Origin of the sequence: Campylobacter hyointestinalis subsp. hyointestinalis (assembly GCF_013372145.1) — a bacterium.
In the GTDB taxonomy this organism is placed as follows: Bacteria; Campylobacterota; Campylobacteria; order Campylobacterales; family Campylobacteraceae; genus Campylobacter; species Campylobacter hyointestinalis.
In genome coordinates this window covers 197,715-216,019 of record NZ_CP053827.1, presented here as the reverse complement: position 1 = coordinate 216,019, position 18,305 = coordinate 197,715, and the positions used below count along the sequence as shown (strand labels likewise).

The 18,305-nt window shown below is 33.0% G+C and carries 25 protein-coding genes and 1 pseudogene; 16 read left to right on the top strand and 10 right to left on the bottom strand.

Annotation, left to right across the window (positions count from 1 at the left end):
• Positions 1–52: 52 nt before the first annotated feature.
• From ndk to CHHT_RS01125, 12 genes are all read left to right on the top strand, one after another.
• Positions 53–466, top strand: coding sequence for a nucleoside-diphosphate kinase (gene ndk, locus CHHT_RS01180; protein WP_034962525.1), 414 nt, complete (start codon positions 53–55; stop codon positions 464–466).
• A 17-nt stretch (positions 467–483) separates the two neighbouring features.
• A complete protein-coding gene (locus tag CHHT_RS01175; protein ID WP_034962526.1) occupies positions 484–849 on the top strand; it encodes a hypothetical protein in 366 nt (121 codons plus the stop codon).
• 1 nt (position 850) lies between these two features.
• Entirely contained in the window at positions 851–997 is a 147-nt protein-coding gene (gene rpmF / locus CHHT_RS01170; protein ID WP_034962527.1) for a 50S ribosomal protein L32, read from the top strand.
• An 8-nt stretch (positions 998–1,005) separates the two neighbouring features.
• Positions 1,006–1,995 carry a phosphate acyltransferase PlsX gene (gene plsX, locus CHHT_RS01165; RefSeq protein WP_034962587.1) on the top strand — a complete coding sequence of 330 codons (990 nt, stop codon included), beginning with the start codon at positions 1,006–1,008 and terminating at the stop codon, positions 1,993–1,995.
• A 14-nt stretch (positions 1,996–2,009) separates the two neighbouring features.
• The gene (locus CHHT_RS01160) at positions 2,010–2,996 is read left to right on the top strand and encodes a beta-ketoacyl-ACP synthase III (RefSeq protein ID WP_034962528.1); all 987 of its coding nucleotides are present in this window, start codon (positions 2,010–2,012) and stop codon (positions 2,994–2,996) included.
• 61 nt (positions 2,997–3,057) lie between these two features.
• The gene (locus tag CHHT_RS01155) at positions 3,058–4,188 is read left to right on the top strand and encodes a PilZ domain-containing protein (RefSeq protein WP_034962529.1); all 1,131 of its coding nucleotides are present in this window, start codon (positions 3,058–3,060) and stop codon (positions 4,186–4,188) included.
• 20 nt (positions 4,189–4,208) lie between these two features.
• Positions 4,209–4,826 (top strand): glycerol-3-phosphate 1-O-acyltransferase PlsY, encoded by a 618-nt coding sequence (gene plsY, locus CHHT_RS01150; protein ID WP_034962530.1) that lies wholly within the window; start codon positions 4,209–4,211, stop codon positions 4,824–4,826.
• Positions 4,823–5,140 (top strand): dihydroneopterin aldolase, encoded by a 318-nt coding sequence (locus CHHT_RS01145; RefSeq protein WP_034962531.1) that lies wholly within the window; start codon positions 4,823–4,825, stop codon positions 5,138–5,140. Before plsY ends, CHHT_RS01145 begins: the two co-directional genes overlap by 4 nt.
• A gap of 79 nt (positions 5,141–5,219) precedes the next feature.
• Complete coding sequence (gene hsrA, locus CHHT_RS01140; RefSeq protein WP_034962532.1) at positions 5,220–5,891, top strand: homeostatic response regulator transcription factor HsrA; 672 nt, start codon at positions 5,220–5,222, stop codon at positions 5,889–5,891.
• A gap of 38 nt (positions 5,892–5,929) precedes the next feature.
• On the top strand, positions 5,930–7,156 hold the full coding sequence (locus tag CHHT_RS01135) for a sensor histidine kinase (RefSeq protein ID WP_051663743.1): 1,227 nt from the start codon (positions 5,930–5,932) through the stop codon (positions 7,154–7,156).
• 78 nt (positions 7,157–7,234) lie between these two features.
• Complete coding sequence (locus CHHT_RS01130; protein ID WP_034962533.1) at positions 7,235–7,486, top strand: YfhL family 4Fe-4S dicluster ferredoxin; 252 nt, start codon at positions 7,235–7,237, stop codon at positions 7,484–7,486.
• Positions 7,486–8,922 carry a Ppx/GppA phosphatase family protein gene (locus tag CHHT_RS01125; RefSeq protein WP_034962534.1) on the top strand — a complete coding sequence of 479 codons (1,437 nt, stop codon included), beginning with the start codon at positions 7,486–7,488 and terminating at the stop codon, positions 8,920–8,922. The genes CHHT_RS01130 and CHHT_RS01125 overlap by 1 nt, the downstream gene beginning before the upstream one ends.
• Here CHHT_RS01125 and recO read toward each other — a convergent pair whose 3' ends face one another.
• The 6 genes from recO to accD are packed head-to-tail and all read right to left on the bottom strand — an operon-like array spanning position 8,923 to position 13,161.
• Positions 8,923–9,537 carry a recombination protein RecO gene (gene recO, locus CHHT_RS01120; protein WP_034962535.1) on the bottom strand — a complete coding sequence of 205 codons (615 nt, stop codon included), beginning with the start codon at positions 9,535–9,537 and terminating at the stop codon, positions 8,923–8,925.
• Positions 9,538–10,455: a tRNA dihydrouridine synthase gene (locus tag CHHT_RS01115; protein ID WP_034962536.1), complete on the bottom strand. Its 918-nt coding sequence runs from the start codon at positions 10,453–10,455 to the stop codon at positions 9,538–9,540.
• Positions 10,452–11,456 (bottom strand): hypothetical protein, encoded by a 1,005-nt coding sequence (locus CHHT_RS01110; RefSeq protein ID WP_034962537.1) that lies wholly within the window; start codon positions 11,454–11,456, stop codon positions 10,452–10,454. The genes CHHT_RS01115 and CHHT_RS01110 overlap by 4 nt, the downstream gene beginning before the upstream one ends.
• Complete coding sequence (dksA, locus tag CHHT_RS01105; RefSeq protein ID WP_034962538.1) at positions 11,453–11,821, bottom strand: RNA polymerase-binding protein DksA; 369 nt, start codon at positions 11,819–11,821, stop codon at positions 11,453–11,455. Before dksA ends, CHHT_RS01110 begins: the two co-directional genes overlap by 4 nt.
• A gap of 9 nt (positions 11,822–11,830) precedes the next feature.
• On the bottom strand, positions 11,831–12,280 hold the full coding sequence (locus CHHT_RS01100; protein WP_034962539.1) for a 23S rRNA (pseudouridine(1915)-N(3))-methyltransferase RlmH: 450 nt from the start codon (positions 12,278–12,280) through the stop codon (positions 11,831–11,833).
• Positions 12,280–13,161: an acetyl-CoA carboxylase, carboxyltransferase subunit beta gene (accD, locus tag CHHT_RS01095; protein ID WP_034962540.1), complete on the bottom strand. Its 882-nt coding sequence runs from the start codon at positions 13,159–13,161 to the stop codon at positions 12,280–12,282. Before accD ends, CHHT_RS01100 begins: the two co-directional genes overlap by 1 nt.
• 227 nt (positions 13,162–13,388) lie before the next feature.
• On the opposite strand from accD, the gene CHHT_RS01090 reads away from it, so the two are divergent.
• From CHHT_RS01090 to CHHT_RS01075, 4 genes are all read left to right on the top strand, one after another.
• Entirely contained in the window at positions 13,389–13,985 is a 597-nt protein-coding gene (locus tag CHHT_RS01090) for a peroxiredoxin (RefSeq protein ID WP_034962541.1), read from the top strand.
• A gap of 123 nt (positions 13,986–14,108) precedes the next feature.
• A complete protein-coding gene (locus CHHT_RS01085) occupies positions 14,109–14,468 on the top strand; it encodes a hypothetical protein (RefSeq protein WP_167540823.1) in 360 nt (119 codons plus the stop codon).
• Between the two features lie 77 nt (positions 14,469–14,545).
• Positions 14,546–15,349 (top strand): replication initiation protein, encoded by an 804-nt coding sequence (locus CHHT_RS01080; RefSeq protein ID WP_002847774.1) that lies wholly within the window; start codon positions 14,546–14,548, stop codon positions 15,347–15,349.
• A 193-nt stretch (positions 15,350–15,542) separates the two neighbouring features.
• Positions 15,543–15,695, top strand: coding sequence for a hypothetical protein (locus tag CHHT_RS01075; protein WP_158004709.1), 153 nt, complete (start codon positions 15,543–15,545; stop codon positions 15,693–15,695).
• A gap of 87 nt (positions 15,696–15,782) precedes the next feature.
• Here the strand turns inward: CHHT_RS01075 and CHHT_RS01070 are convergent, their stop codons facing one another.
• From CHHT_RS01070 to CHHT_RS01055, 4 genes and pseudogenes are all read right to left on the bottom strand, one after another.
• A complete protein-coding gene (locus tag CHHT_RS01070; protein WP_064019608.1) occupies positions 15,783–16,349 on the bottom strand; it encodes a hypothetical protein in 567 nt (188 codons plus the stop codon).
• Positions 16,350–16,584: 235 nt separating this feature from the next.
• Positions 16,585–17,233, bottom strand: a pseudogene (locus tag CHHT_RS01065) (AAA family ATPase).
• A gap of 399 nt (positions 17,234–17,632) precedes the next feature.
• Positions 17,633–17,884, bottom strand: a complete 252-nt coding sequence (locus CHHT_RS01060) for a hypothetical protein (protein ID WP_034962543.1) — start codon at positions 17,882–17,884, stop codon at positions 17,633–17,635.
• 158 nt (positions 17,885–18,042) lie between these two features.
• Positions 18,043–18,243 (bottom strand): hypothetical protein, encoded by a 201-nt coding sequence (locus tag CHHT_RS01055; protein ID WP_034962544.1) that lies wholly within the window; start codon positions 18,241–18,243, stop codon positions 18,043–18,045.
• Positions 18,244–18,305: the final 62 nt, after the last annotated feature.

Sequence of the window (18,305 nt, the reverse complement as noted above, 5' to 3'; positions counted from 1 at the left end):
ATATAATCACCGTTCTGTAAAAAATTTCAACCATCATTGAGAAGGAGATTTAATGGAACAAACTTTATCTATAATCAAACCTGATGCCGTAAAAAAAGGCGTTATCGGTAAAATAATCGATAGATTTGAAAGCAACGGATTAAGAATTGCGGCTGTAAAAAAAGTTCAACTTAGCACAGAAGATGCAAAAAAATTTTATGAAGTTCATGCTGCTAGACCGTTTTATGGCGAATTAGTTGAGTTTATGACTAGCGGACCTGTTGTTGTTATGGTATTAGAAGGTGCTAATGCGGTTGCAAAAAATCGTGAGCTTATGGGAGCTACAAATCCAAAAGAAGCTGCTAAAGGCACTATAAGAGCAGACTTTGCAGAAAGTATAGATGCAAATGCGGTTCATGGAAGCGATAGCTTGGAAAATGCAGCTATAGAGATAGCGTTTTTCTTCGCAAAAAGAGAAATTTGCTAAATTTTTAAGAATAAACATTGAAAATACCATTTGATAAAATAACTACTTCACTATATCCATTTGAAGTTATATATGAAGATCTTAAATTTACTGGGAATTTTAGAAAAAATAATCCGCAAATGGTAGAGTGTAAAGCAAAGATTTTTGGCAGATTAAACCACTATTGTGATAGATGCGGTAAAGATCTGATTTTAAATTTAGATGAAGATATAATTGTAAATTTAAGTAACGGTATTTATAAAGATTTAGATAACGTGCTTAGTGATACTATTGAATTTTATGATGGCGAGATTGACATCGATGAAATTTTTAAAAGTGAGATAGAAGCTTATAAAAGCGGCTATTTTTACTGTGATGAATGTAAAATTTTAGAAGGAGAATAAAATGGCAGTACCTAAACGTAGAGTGAGTCATACACGTGCAGCAAAACGTAGAACTCATTATAAAGTAACTCTTCCTATGCCTGTAAAAGATAAAGACGGTAGCTGGAAGATGCCACATCGTATGAATAAAACAACCGGCGAATATTGATAAATACTATGATTAGTATAGCAATAGACGCTATGGGAGGGGATTTTGGTCCGGATCCTATTGTAAATGGCGTGATCGATGCTCTAAAAACAAAGGAGTTTCATGCTGTTTTAGTCGGCGATATCCAAAAGATCAAGCCCCTTATACCAGATAATTACAAAAAGTTTATAACTTTTGTAGAATCAACCGAAGTATTTTCTATGGGAGAAAGTGCTACTGATGTTTTAAAAAGAAAAGACAGCAGTATATTTAAAGCTATAGAATTAGTAAAAAATGGCGAATGTAAAGCAGTAGTTTCAGCCGGTCACAGCGGTGCTACTATGAGTTTAGCTACTCTAAGAATAGGTAGGCTAAAAAGTGTTGCAAGACCGGCGATCGCTACTCTTATGCCAACAAGTATAGGCAAAAAAACTCTCGTTTTAGATGTTGGAGCCAATGTGGATTGCAAAGCTGAACATCTGTTTCAGTTTGCTGTCATGGGCGAAGCATACTCAAAACAAATTATGAAAATCCAAAATCCAAAAGTTGGACTGCTTAGCAACGGTGAAGAAGACTGTAAAGGCAACGAAGTCACAAAAGATGCGTTCTTGATGATGTCTAAGCTTGATAGCTTTGTTGGAAACGTTGAAGGGCATCAAATTTTTGATGGTAGCGTGGATGTGATAATATGTGATGGTTTTGTTGGTAATATCTTGCTCAAGACAAGTGAAGGCGTGGCTAGCGCCATCAAAAAAATTATTAAAGAAAATGTTAAAAAATCACCTTTTGCGATGCTAGGTGCAGTTTTGATGAAAGGTATATTTAAAAATTTAAAAACTCAGATTGACTATGATGAGTATGGCGGAGCACCGCTTCTTGGTGTTAAAGAGTGTGTTATAATAAGCCATGGAAAAAGTAGTCCAAAGGCAGTTAAAAATGCTATTTTTCAAGCATTAAAATTTGCCGGGTCTGATATAAATAAGACTATTGAAGATGAATTATCGCATTTTGCGAGATAAACTTTAGGTAATATATGAAAAAAGCATCGATGATTTCGGTAGGAGCCTATGTTCCGCCACATATTTTGACAAATGCAGACCTTGAAAAAATAGTTGAAACTAGCGACGATTGGATTGTAAAACGTACTGGTATAAAAACAAGACATATAGCAAAAGATGATCTTACTAGCGATCTGGCTTACAAAGCCGCTTTGGTTGCTATAGATAGGGCAGATATCAACAAAAGCGATATTGATGCTATCATCTGCGCTACTATAACTCCTGATTATTTTTGTATGCCATCGACTGCTTGTAAAGTGGCAAATAAACTTGGATTGTATGATATAACTGCGTTTGATATAAGTGCTGCTTGTACTGGTTTTATCTATCTTTTAGAGCTTGCAAATTCGCTTGTAAAAAGTGGTGCTAAAAAAAATGTTCTCATAATAGGCGCCGAAAAATTAAGCGCTATAATCGACTGGCAAGATAGAAGCACCTGCGTACTTTTTGGAGATGGAGCGGGAGCTGCTATAATCAGCGAAGCAAAAGATAACTATATCATAGATGTCCATACATCAAGTGATGGTTCTAAGGGAGATCTTCTTATAACTCCTGGTTGCGCCATAGCTCATCCAGCTAACAAAGAGACTATCGAAAATAGACTAAATTATCTTCATATGGCTGGGAATGAAGTTTTTAAAATAGCCGTTCAAACCTTGACTAAAGATGTTGAAGGTATTTTAGAAAAAAACTCGATAACCAGTGATAAAATAGATCTTTTTATCCCTCATCAAGCAAATCTTAGGATTATAGAAGCAGTAAAACAGAGATTAAATTTCACTGATAAGCAGTGTGTCGTGACAGTAGCAAACTACGGTAACACAAGCTCAGCTTCCATACCTATGGCTATGAATGATGCTTATGAGCAAGGTCGCCTAAAAAACGGAAGCTTGATACTGCTTGACGCCTTTGGCGGCGGATTTACCTGGGGTTCGGCACTTATAAAATTTGGTGGTAGATAGATTTATCGACTCGGATTTACATTACTGTGATATAATCTCTTCTTATTTATAAAGGATTTTCTTGGACTACGCTGGTAGAGAGATACTTATTATGGATTGTATGGATATCTTACAAGATGTCAAAGACGATTATCTTAAATACGTCACAAATTTGGTAAAACAAGGCGATATATATGTAGATCATTATGATCTAGAAGAGGCTTTTTCTCTGATATTTGACTCTTTATATAGTCAAAAATCAGATAATTCTTTGATTTTAAAAGACGTTTATAAACTTTTTAATGATGATAAAAATTATACTAAATATATCATTTTAAATTCCTTCTTTTTCTTGCTAAAACGTTTTAGTTTAGCCGTAAAAAACATAGCTAAAGCTATAGACTATATCATTTATCTACAAAATGCGATTGAAGCTTTTGGAAAATTATTTATAAAAGCTAAAATCTTAGACGAAGAAGAAAACGACGAAGAAAAGATTATAAATTTCAATGCAGATGCAAATTCGATGTTTTTTTCTAGCAGTATAGATCAGTTTAAACATGTAAAAGCACTCAATGAGAGTATTGATTTTTTAAATTTATACAACGGCGTTCCTATAAAATGTAGCGGTAGGATAGTAGAAATAGACGAAAATAACATTTTATGTGAAGTAACTTTGATGCAAATAGTAGCTATGAAAGAAGAAGGAAACGCTTATATAGTCAAGAAAGACGGGCTTTTACGAAATACAAAAGCCGATATCTTGAGTATAAATTTAAGTAATAACACTGTTTTGCTAGGCAATTTCGTACATATAGAAAAGATGCTTGCCAACCAAAGAAGATACCCAAGAGTTCATCCAAATGCCCTTACTCGCGTAACGCTTAAAAATAAAAACGGCACTATCATAAATGGAAAACTTTATGATATTTCGCAAGGCGGTATCAGTGTTGTTAGTTTGGAAAATGGTAAATTTAGTAGTGGAGATGATCTGTTAGCGGAGTTTGAACTGACTATGCCAAAAGATGGTAAAAAGATAAAAGTTTGTCTTGAAGTTTGTCTTGTGATAGCACTTAATTATCAAGGTTCTATGAGATATTGCTGTGAGATAATAAAAGAGCAAGCCGTAAAACAAGATATAATAGAGTTTGCAAAACAAAGGGAAATTGAGACGTTAGAAGAGCTAAATAATAAAGTAAAGCTTTACGCGTAGCAAAAATAAAAAGGATAAAAATGAATGAAAATATAATCGCTTATCTGCTCGCTTATTTGATAGGCGCAATTCCGTTTGGCTTGATCTTTGGTATGATCTATGGTAAGACAAATATAGCAAAAGAAGGCAGCCATAGTATCGGAGCTACAAATGTTTTAAGAGTTCTTAAAGAAAAAGATCCGAAATTAGCAAAAAAAGTAGCGCTATCCACGGTAATATTCGATGCTCTAAAAGGCATTGTTCCGATTTTAGTAGCTAAATTCGCTTTTGATCTTAGTGAGCAGACTTTATGGACTATGGGCGTTCTTAGCGTGGTTGGACATTGCTTTTCGCCGTATCTTAAATTTGAAGGCGGGAAAGGCATCGCGACAGGAGCTGGAGTGCTTGCATATTTTTTACCTATCGAGCTCATTTGCGCTCTTGTAGTTTGGTTTTTGGTCGCAAAGGTCTTGAAGATATCAAGTTTGGCTTCTTTATTTGCCCTGCTTACTCTAGTGATAACTTCATTTATTTTTGATTATGATATGCCAGTTATCAATACTCATGCTCCTGTGTTTATCATAGCGTTTATCGTATTTTACAAGCACATACCAAACATCAAGAGGCTGATCTTAGGCGATGAAAAGAGAGTGATTTGACGACTATTTTTATTGAGGAACTTAAATTTAAAACCATAATTGGGCTTTTGGATTTTGAGCGGATAACGCCGCAATACATCGTCGTTGATGCTAAATTTAGAGCTAAAGAATTTGTTGATTATGCTTTGGTTTGTGAGTATTTAGTTGCCGAGTTTAACGAGATGAAATTTGAAACTGTTGAAGAAGCATTGAAACATTTTAGAAAAAAATTTAAAAAAATATTTCCTACTTTAAGATATTTTTATATGAAAATTTCAAAAATAGATATTATACCAAATGCTAGAGTTGGGGCTCAGATAGAGAAGTATTATTAAATTTACTTTAAAATAACTTGAAATATTACTTAATTTATGGTAGAATCACGATTAAAATTTGTATTTTAAGGAAAACATAATGAGAATTTTGATAGTAGAAGACGAAGTTACGCTAAATAAAACCATAGCGGAGGGGTTGCAGGAATTTGGTTACCAAACAGATAGCTCAGAAAGCTTTAAAGACGCCGAGTATTATATAGGTATTAGAAATTACGATCTAGTTTTGAGCGACTGGATGCTGCCTGATGGAGATGGCGTAGATCTGATCAATGTTATAAAACAAAAAAGCCCGCGTACATCTGCTGTCATAATCTCAGCAAAAGACGATAAAGAAAGCGAAATAAAGGCTTTAAGAGCTGGCGCTGATGATTACATCAAAAAACCGTTTGATTTTGATGTTTTGGTAGCTCGTCTTGAAGCTAGACTTCGTTTTGGTGGTACAAATGTTATTAAGATAGATGAACTAACCATAGATCCAGATGAAGAAAAGATCACATATCTAGGTCAAGAGATAGAGCTAAAAGGAAAGCCTTTTGAAGTTTTAACTCACCTTGCGCGTCATAGCGATCAAATAGTAAGTAAAGAACAGCTTTTAGATGCTATTTGGGAAGAACCTGAGCTAGTTACTCCAAACGTTATCGAAGTTGCTATCAATCAAATTCGTCAAAAAATGGATAAACCGTTAAATATCTCTACTATAGAAACAGTAAGACGTCGCGGATATAGATTTTGCTTTCCCAAAAAAGCTTAAGGACTAAATTCGCATTACAATTAGCATCTGCTGGAGCGATGCTGATTGTAATTTTTTCGGTGATGTTGTATCATTATATCAAGATCACTATATTTGAAAACATAGTAGGAAGCTTAACTTTACAAGCTAAAAATATACTTTTATCAAACGAATCTCTGCAGATCGGAAATATGGAATTTTATTATCCGAATATCAAAGATTTGACTGTTATAAAAATAGAAGAAAACTCAGAAAATCTTTCACGTCCTAAATTTATCCAAACTCAAAGAGAAGAAAGTACTTTTTTAACACTGTATTATCCATTTAAAGATACTATGCTTTTGGTGATAGAAAAAGATACTACGGAATACAGCGATATAGTAAATCAAATTTTGGTTGATATTTTGATAATAAACGCGACTGCTATATTTTTAGTACTATTTTACGCTCTATTTTTATCTAGGATGTTGCTGCTTCCTATAAAGCTTTTGAGTTTAAAGCTTAGTAAATTAAACGAGAGATTTTTAGAAGAAGTTAGTGTAGATGAGCTTCCAGATGAGTTTAAGCCTCTTGGTGATAGTATAAATCGTCTGATCGGACGGATACTTACGTTTGTTAAATATCAAAAAGAACTTTTTGTCGGTGCCGCTCACGAGCTAAAAACCCCTCTTGCTGTTATGAAAACTAAAAATGAAGTTACGCTCATAAAACAAAGAGAGGCTGAAAAATATATCGAAGCTCTGAAAAATAATAACGAATCCATAAATCAAATGAATAAAATGATCACTTCTATCTTAGAAATAGGTCGTCAAGAAGGAGCTCAGTTTGAAAAGCCCGTATATATCGATATCATAGCCTATCTAAATGAGATAGGAAATAACTTTTTGATACTAGCTAGAGGCGATAATAAAGATATAAAACTAAATTTAAAACCGCAAGCTTTAAAGATATTAGTCCAGCAAACGCTTTTTTTACACGTGATACAAAATTTCGTGCAAAATGCGATCAAATTTTCTCCAGCTGGAGCTACTATCGAGATCAGATCAAATTTAGTAGGAAATGAGTTTAGCGTCTATGTTATAGATAGCGGTAGCGGGATAGATGAGAGCAAGGATCTGTTTGCGCCATTTAAAAGATATGGCGATAAAGGTGGCACGGGACTTGGGCTTTTCTTAGCAAAAGGTGCTGCTCAGGCTATGGGTGGCACGGTTAGTATAAAAAACAAAGAAGACTTAAGCGGAGCGATAGCGACTTTAACCATACCAGTAAATTTAAAAAAGCGTTAAATTATGCCAAATTCAAATATTTTAAAGTGAAAATATAGTATAAACCTGCTTTGAAATAATTACTTTGAAAGGTTAAAAATGTCTTTAATGATAACAAAAGATTGTATAAGTTGCGATGCGTGTCGCGAAGAGTGCCCAGATGAGGCTATTTATGAAGATGAGCCTACATATATGATAGATCCAGATAGATGCAGCGAGTGCATTAGCGATTATGCCGAACCGGCTTGTATCGTGGTTTGTCCAGTTGATTGTATCATTCCAGATCCAGACAACATCGAAACTCCAGAAGAGCTTAAATTTAAACATGAACAGTATTTAGAAGGGAATTAATGCCTAAACGTGTAGCAGTCATCGATCTCGGTTCAAATTCGGCTAGAATGGCTATTTTTGAACGTACGAGTAGGCTAGGATTTTATATATTGCGTGAGTATAAGATCAAAGTAAGATTAGGAGAGGGCGCGTATGAAAACGGCGGAGTGTTACAAGACGCGGCTATGGATAAGGTATTTTATGCTTTTAAAGAATTTAGCTATTTTATAAAACTTTATAAAGTTAATAAGGTTTTATGTGCAGGTACTTCGGCCCTTAGGGATGCACCAAATTCAAATATCTTTATAAATAGGATCAAAAAAGAGCTTGGACTCGGACTAAAAGTGATAGATGGCAACAAAGAAGCGTACTACGGTGGGATCGCCGCGCTAAATTTACTTTCTCCGCTTGATGAGGCTACTACTATAGATATAGGCGGCGGATCTACTGAGTTAGCTAAGATAAAAAACGGCAAGATAGAGAATACTATATCTTTAAATATAGGAACAGTGAGGATAAAAGAGCTATTTTTTGATAAGAAAAATACAGCAGGTGCTTCTAAATTTATAGATGAAGTCTTGCAGAACTTACCAAAAGAGTTTGCCAGTAACAATATAGTGGCTATAGGAGGAAGTCTTAGAGCTATATCAAATGCTATTATGCAGATACAAAAACATCCATTAAAGCTTGTTCATAACTTTTCTTACCCTTACGCTGAACATTCTGCATTTATAGAAAAATTAGCAAATTCAAATATCTTTGATATGAAGGATTTTCCTATAAAAAAAGACAGATATGATACCATTAGAGAAGGCGCGATAATCTTTTCAAAACTTAGTAAAAAACTAGGGGCTAAAACTATATATACAAGTGGTGCTGGAGTTAGAGAAGGCATATTTCTTACAAATATACTAAGACCTGGTATCAAATTTCCAAAAAACTTTAATCCAAGCCTTAGAAGTTTGCAAGATAGATTTTCTAAAAGAGGCAATGAAAATACATATAGATATGCAAAAAGGTTGTTTGATATCTTAAAACCTATCCATAAAGTCGATGATAGATATCTTCCAGACCTGCTTTGTGCGACTAAACTTTATAATATAGGTAGGTCTATCGGATTTTATTCAGAACATGCACATAGTAGTTATTTAGTTCAAAATGGACTTAATTACGGTTATACTCACGAGCAAAAAGCCTTGATAGCCCTTATCATAGAGTATCAAAATAAGCAAGTTACGGATCTTGGTGAGTTTGCAAATTTACTTCCTGATGTGAGCGATGTCTGGTGGCTAAGCTTTTTGCTAGGACTTGCGAAATCTCTAAGCGTATCTGATGAAGTAGGTCTTGAGTTTATAAATCATACGTTGCATATAAAGGGTATAAAAAACTTTTCGATGGTAAAAGATAATATCAAAAAACTGTTTAAACCCGCTATTTTTGCTATAACTTTTGACTAGCTAAAGACCTTCTAATACGATATAATAAAGGCTGTCTATGTCATTATCGCTAATATGCGCACATTTTTTTGAAGAAAATAGTTTTGTGATATCTTGATGCAAGAATTTGGTCTTATTAAGACAACTGATATGGGATGGTAGAAAACTCCTAGCTAAAGATAGCTCTCCTTTTATTTTTTGATTGCATAAAAAACAGTAGATATCTTTATGCAGTCTTCCTTCAAAATCCAAAATTTGTAGATATGCCTCTATAATTACTCGTTTTGGATTTTGTTTTTCAAATTTATACGCGCATACATCTAGTAAATTATAGTAGAAATCACCAGGTTCTTCTACGTCCTTTAAATGCTCGTAAAGCAATCTCATAAAATGTTGCCAAACCAGCAGTCTTTCTCTTTCAAAAAGCCATTTAAATCCTAAATGCATAGTATTTCTAAGGTGGGGTAAAAATACTCCTCCGCCTTCAAGCTCAAAATCAAGCTTAAAGCCTTGAGTGATAACAGGGTGTCTTGCGCCGTAAAACCTATATGATTTTACTAGTTTATTTTCGGTAAGTATAAAGACTAAACAGTCCTCATCACGCACCTTTTGTACGCGCAATATATAGCCTTGCATCTAAAAAAAGGCTTTTATGGCTTGGAGCATTTCATCTTTGTTTCTTATGGAATTTATATCGTTTCTAAAAGAACTTGCACCGTTTATACCTTTTGAGTATTCGTGTAGGTGTTTTCTAAAGATCGCTACTCCTTGATCTTTATAATGTTTTATCATCTGATCAAAATGCTCTATAATAATGTCTTTTTTGAGCTTAGGATCTATACTTTTTTTATTTTTTATCTCATAAAAGATCCACGGCTGACCGATTACCGCTCTTCCTATCATCGCTGCATCGCAGCCGGTTTGTTCAAAAACCTCTTCGATGTTCTTACTGTTTATATCGCCATTTGCAATGACTGGTATATTTACGCTTTGTTTCACTTTAGCGATTGCATCATAATCAACTTTTGCGCTGTATCCACCGGCTCTTGTACGTCCATGAACGCAGATATAATCACATCCGGCGTTTTGTAGATCTCGCGCTATCAAATGTGCCGTTTTTTGGTTAAATCCAAGACGAATTTTAACCGATGTATATCTTTTTTTGGAAGTTTTTTTGATAGTTTCTAAAATGCCACATAGTAAATTTATATCGTTTAAAAGAGCAGAACCGGCATTTTGTTTGACTACTTTAGGAACTGGACATCCACAGTTTAGATCTATACCGTCTATACCCTCTATATCATTTAATATCAAAACGGCTTGTTCTATAATGCGCTTGTCGCTTCCTGCTATTTGAACTATATATGGCGTTTCTGCCGTATTTTTTTCTATCATAGCAAGAGTTTTGCTTGACTCATAAACCAAAGCGTTAGAGCTTATCATTTCACTTGTCGTAACATCACAACCGAATTTTTTGACTACGCCCCTGAGCGCGATATCAGAAAATCCGGCCAAAGGGGCTAAAAACAGAGGCTTTGAGCTAAAGTCTATCATTTATAGAAAATATCTGCGGATATCATTTTTCCATTATCTCTTAAAAACATAAGAGTTTTTAATTTGTCAAAATCATCGTTTTGAGAGCTTGCCAAAGCTTCTCTTAGCTCTTCTATCATTTGAAAATCATAAAGCAGATATAAGTAAGCTTCACTAGCATTTGAATGCTCATTTCTAAGCTTGTCAAATATGCCCATTAGCTTATCTGGAGCTACTTTTGTTTTTAAATTTATAGCCATTTTGATATATTCTTCACACTCAAATTGATTTTTATTGATGATGTTAAACAGATCAGAAGTTGCTATCTCAAAGTTTTTATCTTCAACATATCTATTTATGAGTTTTATGATATCTTCATTAGAATATTTTAGATCAAATTTAGATATTTCTAGGTAAGTTCCATACTCTATCAAGGCGTTATATGCTTCTTTGTATAGACTTTCGTTTATATCGCCTTTTGTGGATAATACGCTCAAGGCGTACTTATAGTCGGCTTTTATCTTATTTTTTTCATTTTGTATAAATAGTGGATTTGTTTTTAAAAGTTTAACTTTTTTAATTTCACAAGCTTCACCGTTTTTGATCTTTTGCGAAGTCTCGTAAGCCAGCTTTAGATCATCATTATTAAATTTAGGTTCACCTAAATTTAGCCATGGAGATAGTGCTTTAGTAGCCTCGCTAGGATTTAAAAAAAGATCTGTTTTAAACTCTTTATTTGACTCAAGCCCTAAAAAAACCTCTTTTGCAAGTATGTTATAGAGTTGAAGATCGCTTCTTACTGCTCTAGCATCTAAAAAGTTTTTAAACCCGTAGTAACTCATATGTAAGATGCTAAGTAACGCAAATAGCCCTACTGGTAAGATGACCCATGATGCGATAGGCAAGTCTATACTGTATTCAAGTACGCTTATCGTAAAACGTCCATTAAAAAATGTGAAAACTAGTACCCAAACCAAGGCAACATATAAAATAGAATACAGTATATATCTTCTTGCTTTCATCTTAAATCCTTGTTTTTATTATTTTTTTCTATCAGTTCTCTACAGCTTATACAATGGCGTGCGTGAGGATTTACTTTTAGACGTTCTATGTCTATGTCATCTTCGCACATTTCACAAATTCCATAAGTTTTGTTTGCTATCTTTGTTAAAGCTACGCCTATTTCGTTTAACTCTTGTTTTTGTTTTGAAGAGATAGACTGTTCTAAAATGGAGTCTGCGCTTATATTTGCAAAATCAAACTCATCACTTGCTCCGCTGTCTCTTAATCCATTTATTTCATCGGTGGCATCTAAGATATTTTTTTTGATTTGTAATTTTCTTTCTTCAAGAAGTTTTTTAAAATACTCTAAATCGCTGTTTGTCATCGAATTCCTTTATTTGTGGTATGGATGATTTGCATTTATGCAAAGACCACGAAAAATTTGTTCAAAAAGCATAAGCTTTGCTATTTTGTGCGCCAAAGTAAGCCTAGATAGACTTACTAACCTGTTCATTTTTGACTTAAATTCCGAGCTTAGACCGTAAGCACCGCCGATAAAAAATGAAATTTTTTGATTGTCTTTTAGAAGATCTGCAAACTGTGGGCTGTCTAGTTCGTCGCCTTTTTCGTCAAGCCCTATGCAAAAACCATCTACACAAGGCATATAAACGTTGTCATAAGCAACGTGAGCATTTTGTTTTGATAGGCTTTGTGCTTTTGCTATTTGAGAATTAAATTTATTTATATCTTTTATATCGGCCCATTTTGAGCTCATTTTTATGTATTCGTTTATTTCTTTAAAATCATCACTGTTTTTTTGAATACAATGAACTAAAATTTGCATCAAACCGCCTTAAATTTAAAATCTATCTTTTGTTCTATTTTTGGGTTATTTGTTAAAAATCTTACCATATCTGCAATGTATTTTTTGTGTTCGCCTCTAGGGACTATGGCGTCTATCAGACCATGCTCAAGTAAGAATTCTGCTCTTTGGAAACCCTCAGGCAAGCTGGCTTTTATGGTTTGTTCGATCACTCTTTGGCCGGCAAATCCTATAAGTGCTCCTGGCTCTGCGATGATCAAATCACCAAGCCAAGCAAATGAGGCTGAAACTCCGCCCATAGTAGGATCTGTTAAAATAGATATAAATGGAAGTTTTTCATCACTTAAAAGTTTGAGGGCAGCACTTGTTTTGCTCATTTGCATAAGGCTAAACGTACTTTCTTGCATTCTTGCACCACCACTGGCGCTTACTATAATAAGAGCTTGCCTTTTTTCTATGGCTCTTTTGGCAGCTCTTGTGATTTTTTCGCCTTCTACTGAGCTAAGACTTCCTCCCATAAATCCAAAATCAAACACAACTAGCTGTATAGGAACCGAGTCTATGGTGGCCTCTCCTGAGATAACGGAGCTTGATTTGCCCGTCTTTTCTTCGCTCTCGCTAATTCTTTTTTTATATGATTTTTTATCTACGAATTTAAGTGGATCGATCGGCTTTAAATTTGAATCAAATTCAACAAAACTTCCATCATCTGCTATTAGTTCTATTCTTTTTTTAGGGCTAAGTCTCATATGGTAGCCACATTTTGGGCATACATTATAGCATGCTTCGACTTCTTTATAATACATTAAAGAGTTACAGCTATTACACTTTATCCAGTGGGTTGGTGCTTCGCTAGGATCTGATTGTTTTCGTCTTATTTTTGAAAAAAAGTCACCAAACATTTTTTTCCTTACATTAAAAAATTGGTCGATTATAGCTAAATTTAGCCAAATTTATCTTTAAAGAAAAATTGCATTTAAATTCAATAAAAATATATTAAATGTGTAATTTTGTACTAAATTTGTATGTTTTTGTATAAATAACCTAAAAAAGGTAGTAGCGTTTAAAATTAATTAAACTATATTTAATATAATATACGTACAAATAAAAATTATTAAGGAGATTACTTATGATAGTAACAAACAAAGCACCACAACTAAGCGGTGTAGCAGTACTTGGCAATGGACAAATCGAAGAGAATTTCGAACTTTACAAAAATATAGGACCAAAAGGTGCGGTAGTATTTTTCTATCCAAAAGATTTTACTTTTGTTTGCCCAAGTGAGATTATAGCATTTGATCATAGATATAAAGAATTTAAAGAAAGAGGCATCGAAGTTATCGGTGTAAGTTGCGATAACGAGTATTGCCACTTTGCATGGAGAGAGACTGACGTAAAATGCGGTGGTATCGGCAGAGTTCAATTTCCATTAGTTGCAGATCTTAAAAAAGAGTGGGCAAAAGGATTTGACGTATTATTTGATGAGGCAGTTGCTCTAAGAGGTAGCTTCTTACTAGATAAAGACGGAACAGTAAGACACGCTGTTATAAATGACCTTCCACTTGGAAGAAACATTGATGAAATGGTAAGAATGGTAGATACAATGCTATTTACAAATGAGCACGGTGAAGTTTGCCCTGCTGGTTGGAGTAAAGGCGATAAGGGTATGAAACCTTCTACTGATGGTGTTGCTTCTTATCTTAGCGAAAATGGCGATAAACTATAATCGTTGCTAAGCAGGCCTTAAAAAGGCTTGCTTTTTATTTATCTTTCTACTCACACTTAAAAATCACAATAAAATCAAATTTGACGATATATAACTTAGATATTTTATTTTAAAGGATATATAGTGTCTTATGATTTAAATATTTCTCAGATAAATAGAGTTGTATCACAAAATGAAAACTCACTAAAACCTAGTGTTAAAGCAGATCAAAACAGATCTTCAGGCTCATCTCAAACAAGCAAAACAAGTAGCAGTTCTAGCAGCATAGAAGCCATAAAGAAAATGTTAGAAAAGCGCTTAGAACAGCTACAAAAACAGCTCGAAACTATTCAAAAGCAAATAGCACAGTATCAAAACGATACGAACAAATATGCTCAAGATATGGTTCAAACTCTATCTCAAAAAGCAAGTAGTCTATTATCCCAAATAGCAGAAGTATCCGCAAGTTTGGCAGAAATAGAGAAAAATAGAAGCGGAAGCTAAATTTATTTAAATTTAAGCTTTAACACATTAAAAGTATTTTAAAATCGTAATCAAATTTTAGATTATGAGGTATAAATATGAGCGACTTTTCTTTCTATTTTGAGAAAGGTGAATTTGTGTTAGAGGTCTCAAAAAAGAATTTCAAAAAATCAGATGGTTCTCTTGTTTTTAAAAATAAGATGAATTCTATTCTTTTCCCTGTTAATTTTACAGCTAGAGATTATGACATATTCTTTACGATTTGTTGGTTTGCAAAGCAAAAAGGATATGTTGAAAATAGAGGCTTCATAGAAATGCCTTACTCTGAAATTTGTAGATTTATGCCGTCTGGCTTGAATAAAACTAGATTTAATGATGAAGTAAAGAATTTTAGATCTAAGGTATTGGGGCAAAATGGTGCTGCCATTTATAGAAGTGTTGAAATTACCAAAGATGATGAAATAACTACTGTTGGCGTATTTTTTACTGATATAAAAATTTTTAGAAATAAACAATCTTTAAGCTTTAGATTAAATCCTATCGCTCTTGATGTTTTATTTAGTACTCTTAAATTTATGAGAATAGATTTAAACGACTTTGTCTCCATTCGTGGTAAATTTGCTAAGACGTTGTATCGCTTGCTACATCAATATGATAACATCAAAGCCGACAAAGATGGTTTTAAATGTGTAAATTTTAGTAGAGATGATTTTGAAAAATTTATGAGCACTCCTATGACCTATAATGTCACCGACCTAGATCGCTTTGTAATAAAACCATCCATTAGCGAACTTGACGAAAGCTATTTTAAAAAGATTATTTTTGAAAAGAAAATAGCAGATGGCTCAAAGAAAAATGTTATCGGCTATTCTTTTAAATTTATTTTAAAAGATGCTTCATAGAGAATGGATATAATAATAAATAATAAATTGCCATAAAATACAGAGCTTACAAATTAAGACTAATAAGGAATTATTGATTATGGACGAGTTAGTAGGATTTCTTGCAATGTACGTTATTGCATTCTTATTAGGTGTTGTTTTTACAAAAATTTGGATTGAGCTTTTTGAATAACTTGGTTGAATATGATTGAAAATGATAGAAGAAAGTAATAAAACCATAGAGCAAATAGCAAGAGAAAGTTTGCATTCTTTAGAAATGACATTTGAGAATTTTGCTATATTTGGCGTTTGCTCACTTATGATAATAGGAATAGTTACAGCTCTCATATTGTCTTCCACCAGATAAAGCAGATGATTTGAGGGTGTAGAGAGTCACCCTACTTTGTAGGAACTTTAGTGTTTTCTATCATTCATGCATTTTTTATTGTTTATATCATCCCTTTATTCTCATTGCAATATATTCATCTAATTCTAGATCGTAATTCATCGCTTCTGCTTTAAATTGCATCAATTCTTCAAATGTAAAAATATCTTTTAGTTCATAGGTTGCCTTAATTTTAATTTCTGAATACCTATATAGGCTTAAGCCTATATTCTCTGCATTTCTTTTTATAATTTTCTTATTATCATTGCTAACATATAAAATTTTATTTTCAAGTTTTTCTTCGTTTTTATTTAGCTCATTTGGCTCTGGTGCCTCCATTAATCCCATTTTATATCGCACAAAGTCCGCTATGCTTGTGTTAAACCATTCTGCTTGTTGGCATATCGTTAGCAGTATATCTTCATTTATATGTGGAATTTTTACCATTAATGCCTGTTCTATATATTTTGTTAATGGCATTTTTGGATATTTTAGTTTAATTTTATTGCTTAACTCTTTAGATATCTTTGTAACAACTGAGACTTTTTTATCTATTGAAGTATCCTTTTGTGTATCTGCCCCATCTATAAACGCATCTAAATTTTCAATTGAATTTGTAGTTTTTTTAAAATTCATCTTTATTATCCTTTTTTTATTTTTAATTTTTTACTAAGATGCTTGTGATAGAGCGTGATAGTGCTCTATCCATTTTATATACTCCATCGCTCATCTCAAAGCAATGTTCTCTTATTTTATCTTTGTGAACGTATCCTCCACTTAATCCCAAAGCATTAAATATGTTAGCAAAATCAGTGCTACTGAAGTTACTTCTACAGTTGCCATTACCGCTCTTCTTTTGTTATTTTATATATCAGGTACAAATCTCATTACATAAATCTCTTATCTCCTGTTCAGCTTTGTTGCCGTCTTTCATTTCAACTACACCAAGACCTAGTTGGGTTGCTACTTTATATCGTTCTCTCTCGTATACGATTGTTTGAGACAGTTTTATATAATCTTGTTCTATCTCTTCTATAAAGTTTCTTAGACTTTCAATTTTTTTATATAAAAATGGATTTGTCGAGGCTCTATTGATTACTATATAGGCTACGAGTTTTTCGTTTTGCTCCTTTGCCATCTTGATTATATTCACCATTTTATCTAATACGCTGACGTCAAATTGACTTGGGATTGTTGGAATTATAATCATATCGCTTAAAGCTATAGCTATTCTCATCTCTCTACTATCTCTTCCGCCTGTATCAATTATCACGTCTTTATTACTATTATAACTTTGTAAAAATTCCTTTAAATTTTCACCGTATTTATATGTAAAATCAAAAACCTTTGGGTTATTTTCTTCATTTCTTATATTTAAAAATGTAGCTATTGATTTTTGTGGATCCGTATCTATTAATAGCGGTAGTTCGTTTTTTAGATAGACTTTGATTAATGGCAATATTTGTTGCTAGAGTGCTTTTCCCGCTTCCCCCTTTTTCATTACAAATTGATACAATCATTGCGTTTCCTTGCGTATTGAAATTTTATGAATTATATCATTTATTAGTTTAAAAACATATAAAAAACAAATAATAAAAATATATTTTAAAGTATAATTTAGATATATTAAAACAATAAAAAACATATATAAGATTAATTTTTTATGTATCATTTGATATTTTCAATCAAGCCCCACCAAACTTTGCTAAATTTTCGCTAAATTTTCCGACATTTTGTTGAGATTTTGTAAAAATTTACTAGCCCAAAAACTCCACCAAATACCTATAAAAAGGTGGTAAAACACAACTTTATAAAAACTTACGTAATGCTTAAAGTTCAAAAAACGGCTATTTTTTCCTTTTTTATCTTTGTCTTGAACTGCTGTTATATTTAGCGGTGCTTTTTTAATTATTGAGTTTTTAATTCAAAAGCGAGTTTGATTGTCCTCTTTGTTCTATCTCTTCATCGATAAACGTTAGGATTTCTTGGCTTAAACCTTTAAATTCGAAGCCTATTGAGTCAAGATAATTTGCCATCATCCCTATGGTCTTTTTTAAAAACATAATCTCTCTGTCGCTCATATTGCTTATTTGCTCAAAAGGGAGAGGAGTATTTGATAGCTCGGTCATTGTCTCGTATGCCCTTTGAAATATATTATAACGTCTATCCATATTTTATCCCCCCCCCTTTTTTTTTACTTTTTTAGAACATTTTGTAAAAAATAGCAATTCATAAAATACTATTAAATAGCGATTTTATCGGCTTTAGTGCTATATTTTATAAGCTTATATAAGTCTTAAAGTTTAAAAAACGGCCATTTTTTCCCTTTTTATCTTTGTCTTGAATAATCTTTTTCTATCTTTCTACAGATAATATCTAGTCTTTTATAGCACTCTCTCATTCCTGCTAAACATTTTACTTTTGTCTCTATTTCTCTAAATTTGGCTATATTGCATCCATATAGCTCTTTTACTTTGCTATTTTTTGCCCGTGGTTCTAAAAAATCGTATTTCTTTGATAAGTATTCCACTTTTTTATTAAACTCATTTAACGGCTTTGTGATGTTCTCTTTATTGATTTCATCCGCTTTTA

Excerpts from the sequence above, each read along its gene's own strand:
- CHHT_RS01100 (WP_034962539.1), bottom strand. The coding sequence starts at position 12,280 with ATGCAAATTTTAGTTCATTGTATTCAAAAAAACAGTGATGATTTTAAA.
- accD (WP_034962540.1), bottom strand. The coding sequence starts at position 13,161 with ATGTTTGGTGACTTTTTTTCAAAAATAAGACGAAAACAATCAGATCCT.
- CHHT_RS01110 (WP_034962537.1), bottom strand. The coding sequence starts at position 11,456 with ATGAAAGCAAGAAGATATATACTGTATTCTATTTTATATGTTGCCTTG.
- hsrA (WP_034962532.1), top strand. The coding sequence starts at position 5,220 with ATGAGAATTTTGATAGTAGAAGACGAAGTTACGCTAAATAAAACCATA.
- CHHT_RS01135 (WP_051663743.1), top strand. The coding sequence starts at position 5,930 with ATGCTGATTGTAATTTTTTCGGTGATGTTGTATCATTATATCAAGATC.
- CHHT_RS01060 (WP_034962543.1), bottom strand. The coding sequence starts at position 17,884 with ATGGATAGACGTTATAATATATTTCAAAGGGCATACGAGACAATGACC.
- ndk (WP_034962525.1), top strand. The coding sequence starts at position 53 with ATGGAACAAACTTTATCTATAATCAAACCTGATGCCGTAAAAAAAGGC.
- CHHT_RS01090 (WP_034962541.1), top strand. The coding sequence starts at position 13,389 with ATGATAGTAACAAACAAAGCACCACAACTAAGCGGTGTAGCAGTACTT.
- CHHT_RS01070 (WP_064019608.1), bottom strand. The coding sequence starts at position 16,349 with ATGAATTTTAAAAAAACTACAAATTCAATTGAAAATTTAGATGCGTTT.
- plsY (WP_034962530.1), top strand. The coding sequence starts at position 4,209 with ATGAATGAAAATATAATCGCTTATCTGCTCGCTTATTTGATAGGCGCA.
- recO (WP_034962535.1), bottom strand. The coding sequence starts at position 9,537 with ATGCAAGGCTATATATTGCGCGTACAAAAGGTGCGTGATGAGGACTGT.
- plsX (WP_034962587.1), top strand. The coding sequence starts at position 1,006 with ATGATTAGTATAGCAATAGACGCTATGGGAGGGGATTTTGGTCCGGAT.
- CHHT_RS01115 (WP_034962536.1), bottom strand. The coding sequence starts at position 10,455 with ATGATAGACTTTAGCTCAAAGCCTCTGTTTTTAGCCCCTTTGGCCGGA.
- rpmF (WP_034962527.1), top strand. The coding sequence starts at position 851 with ATGGCAGTACCTAAACGTAGAGTGAGTCATACACGTGCAGCAAAACGT.
- CHHT_RS01075 (WP_158004709.1), top strand. The coding sequence starts at position 15,543 with ATGATAGAAGAAAGTAATAAAACCATAGAGCAAATAGCAAGAGAAAGT.
- dksA (WP_034962538.1), bottom strand. The coding sequence starts at position 11,821 with ATGACAAACAGCGATTTAGAGTATTTTAAAAAACTTCTTGAAGAAAGA.
- CHHT_RS01160 (WP_034962528.1), top strand. The coding sequence starts at position 2,010 with ATGAAAAAAGCATCGATGATTTCGGTAGGAGCCTATGTTCCGCCACAT.
- CHHT_RS01080 (WP_002847774.1), top strand. The coding sequence starts at position 14,546 with ATGAGCGACTTTTCTTTCTATTTTGAGAAAGGTGAATTTGTGTTAGAG.
- CHHT_RS01130 (WP_034962533.1), top strand. The coding sequence starts at position 7,235 with ATGTCTTTAATGATAACAAAAGATTGTATAAGTTGCGATGCGTGTCGC.
- CHHT_RS01125 (WP_034962534.1), top strand. The coding sequence starts at position 7,486 with ATGCCTAAACGTGTAGCAGTCATCGATCTCGGTTCAAATTCGGCTAGA.